General features: G+C 51.3%; 1 protein-coding gene. It reads right to left on the bottom strand.

Annotation, left to right across the window (positions count from 1 at the left end):
- Nucleotides 1-159: 159 nt before the first annotated feature.
- Entirely contained in the window at nt 160-2,646 is a 2,487-nt protein-coding gene (locus B2Z67_RS05455) for a glycoside hydrolase family 95 protein (protein ID WP_291528806.1), read from the bottom strand.
- Between the last annotated feature and the right edge of the window lie 946 nt (nt 2,647-3,592).

Below are 3,592 nucleotides of genomic sequence, written 5' to 3'. Positions count from 1 at the left end.
TTTTTAATGCTGCGCTACGTTATTCCACCCGGAAGATAAAAAGAGATCCTTCGACTTCGCTCAGGATGACGGATACTCTTGCTTATCACTTACCACTAAAGACCTATCCCTAATCACTAACCGTTAACCACTACCTACACTAATCACTACCGTTAATCCCTATCTACTAACCGTTATCACATACTTTCCACCCGCCTTCGTCTCCACATCATACTCGTACACCCTGTACAACATAGGATATTGCGCCCTCAATCCCGGTGACACCAGCGGCTCCTTGATTGCCCCGCGCTTCATCAGCGGATTAGGATTATCGCCTTTCGCTTCCTTCAGCCCGGCACCCTCCAGCGGCACATACGAACGTATCCGCAGATTGCCGCCGATTCGAGAAGTGACAGTCGCCGTTGTCAGTTCGCCCGCTTCCCAATCCATATCCACCTCGAAAGCGCCGCGCGCCACCAAACCCTTCACACTGCCCCGGCTCCACTCCTCGGGCAGCGCGGGCAACAGGTGCAAAGCCTCATCATGACTCTGGAGCAACATCTCCGCCACCCCGGCCGTGAAGCCGAAGTTACCGTCAATCTGGAAAGGCGGGTGAGCGTCGAACATATTCGGGTACGTCCGCCCGTCGGGATTATCCTTCTCCACCAGCTTCAGCATATTCTTAACAATCCGGTAAGCATGGTCGCCATCGAGCAAACGTGCCCACAGGTTTATCTTCCAACCGATAGACCACCCCGTAGCCATATCGCCCCGGTAGAGCAGCGAACGCTTGGCAGCCTGAAACAACCGGGGATGCGCATAAGGCGATATCTGATTGCCCGGATACAGCCCGTACAGGTGCGACACATGACGGTGGTCGTCCTTCGGGTCGTCCACATCCGCCAGCCACTCCTGCAACTGATTGTGCTTGCCAATCTGCATCGGCGGCAGGCGGTTGATCATGCTTTGCAGACTGTCGCTGTAGGACGTGTGCGCAGGGTAAAGCAACCTCGTAGCCGTCAGTACCGACGTCAGCGCGTCGAACACAATCTGGGTATCCATCGTACTTCCGGCAGTGAGCATAGTGCCCGTACCCGGAGGAGCCAGCTCGGGCGACATAGAGGGCGCACACACCATCCAGCCGTACCGGGGGTGCTCCGTCAGGAAGTCGAGAAAGAAGTCGGCAACGCCCTTCAGGGCCGGGTAGGCGGAGCGCAGGAAAGCCTCGTCGCCCGTGTACAGGTAGTGCTGCCACAGGTGCTGACTGAGCCATGCGCCGCCCAGGGGCCAGACGTAGGAAGCGCCGTCTACGGGTCCGGAGATTCGCCACAGGTCGGTGTTGTGATGCACCGTCCAGCCGCGGCTGTTGTACATGGTACGCGCCGTGCCCTGTGCCGACTCGGAGAGTTCTTTCACCATTTGGAAAAGAGGCTCGTGCATCTCCGGCAAGTTGGTGACTTCTGCCGGCCAGTAGTTCATCTCGGTATTGATGTTGATGGTGTATTTGCCGTCCCAGGGGGCGAGCAGTTCGTGGTTCCAGATGCCTTGCAGTCCGGCAGGCTGTCCGCCGGGTTGCGAGGAGGAGATTAGCAGGTAGCGGCCGAACTGGAACATCAGTGCTACCAGTCCCAGGTCTTTGCCGTCGTTGAAGTGCTTGATGCGGTGAGGGGTTTCTTTCCGGGCGGGGGCTTCTGCGTTGCTGCCGGAGCTTTCGTTTCTGTTGGTACTTCCGTTTCTGCCGAAGCTTCCTATATTCAGGGATACGCGGTTGAAGAGCCGTTGGTAGGCCTCTTCATGAGCAGTCAATGCCTGAGCGTACGGACGCTTCATAGCTCCGGCAAGGAACTCCGTCGCCCGGCGGGTCTCGTTTGCGCTTACATCCTTGTAGTTCACGAAGTTAGTCGCCGCCGTAACATAAATCACAGCAACATCAGCGCCTTTTACTTCAATGCAGTCATTGGCAACGTTCACCTTCCCCTTCTCAGCCTTCACCTGCGTGCGGGTCTCAAAACGAATCGCCCCCGGAATCCCTTCGTGCGCCGAGCCTCTACCGCACAGGAGCAGACTCTTCCCATTCTTCTTCACCTCATATTCCTTGTATGGACTGCTGTACCGGGCAGTAAAGTTAACCATCCCCGGCCTATCAGCCTCAATGCGTATAACCAAAGCATTATCAACGAACGAAGTAAACAGCGTGCGTGTATAGTTCACCTCACCTATCTTATAGCTTACAGATGCTATCGCCCTTTCCAAATCCAGCTCCCTGCGGTAATCGGAATAATCGCCATGCTCGTCGAACTCCAGCATCAAGCTGCCGATAGTCTGGAACGGCATACCATGCTGCCCCGTGAAGAAGTTGTCGGCAACCAGCTTCTCAGCCTCCTTCTCCCTTCCGGCAAAAAGCAGTTCTCTAACCTCAGGCAGCACCCCAAGCACCTTCGGACTGTCATTGCGATGCGGCCCTCCGCCCCATACAGTCTCTTCATTCAGCTGTATCTGCTCATTAACCACTCCGCCATAGACCATGGCTCCCAAACGCGAATTTCCCAAAGGCAGCGCTTCCGTCCAAACCTCCGCCGGCCGGCTGTACCACAACTTCAAATCATCAGCCCTCGCCATCAGGCAACAAGCACACACCAGGAATATACCTGTCAAACGGTTCTTCATATTATATAAGTTTATGTTTATAAGTTCATGTTTCCCGGATGTTCTCCGGATATTCTCCGGATGTTCTCCGCATATTTTATGAATGCAAAGAAAAGACTATCACATTAATAATATCAGAAAAAACACCTTAATATCTACTTAAAATGCGATTAATGGGGGAGAATTAATGGAATTAGCCGCCGGGAAAATCGAATCAGTGCGTATTTTACCTGTCTGATAGGTCTGTTATTGATTCCTCAATGAACTATCGGGAACATGTTTTTTCCATGCTATTTCCCGCACGAATATCGCAGTTGAAATTTGAACTTTCTTTCTCCCTCCCAGGGTTTTGAGCGATTCTACTCTCACGGTCTCACTTTTTCTCTTGTATCCCTTTATTCATCAGGGCAGACGCTCAATAATATTAACGCCCATACAACACCTTCAGGGCTATGCTTTAGCCTGCATTATTCATACTGTAGTTAAAGGAGTTATCACTTCGTTAGTAGTTAAGTAGTTAAAGCCGATACTCCGTGAATCATGTAACATTAGTATCGGCTTTAACTACTAAGTCAACTTGAGGGCTGATAACTACTTTAACTCCTCTAACTCCTGAAGCATGAATTATTCAGGTTAGAGAAGTATACAATGCGTTTTATTCGCAACATCGTGATATAGTTGTCGTAAGCACACGCTGTATGCCCCTAAAAAAGGATGTATAAGTTATTGAGCGTCTGCCCTGCTTTATTCATCGGTGTTTGAATAGGTGAGGGCAGGCGTGAGGGCAGAGTGAGGGTAAGAGTTAGTCTCACTGTGTGCATATATCCTGTTCAAAAGCCACACATGTTCGGTAGAAATAAACCATTTTTCTTGTATCACCCCGATATTTGATTTATCCTGTATTATTCATACTGCAGAAGTTAAGGGAATTGTCAGATTGACAATTTGTATTTTTAATCGCCTGAGA

The sequence above is a fragment of the Bacteroides sp. UBA939 genome (assembly GCF_002293435.1).
Lineage (GTDB): Bacteria > Bacteroidota > Bacteroidia > Bacteroidales > Bacteroidaceae > Bacteroides.
The sequence above is the reverse complement of the archived record's forward strand: the minus strand, read 5'-3'. Positions and strand labels throughout refer to the sequence as shown.

Excerpts from the sequence above, each read along its gene's own strand:
- B2Z67_RS05455 (WP_291528806.1), bottom strand. The coding sequence starts at position 2,646 with ATGAAGAACCGTTTGACAGGTATATTCCTGGTGTGTGCTTGTTGCCTG.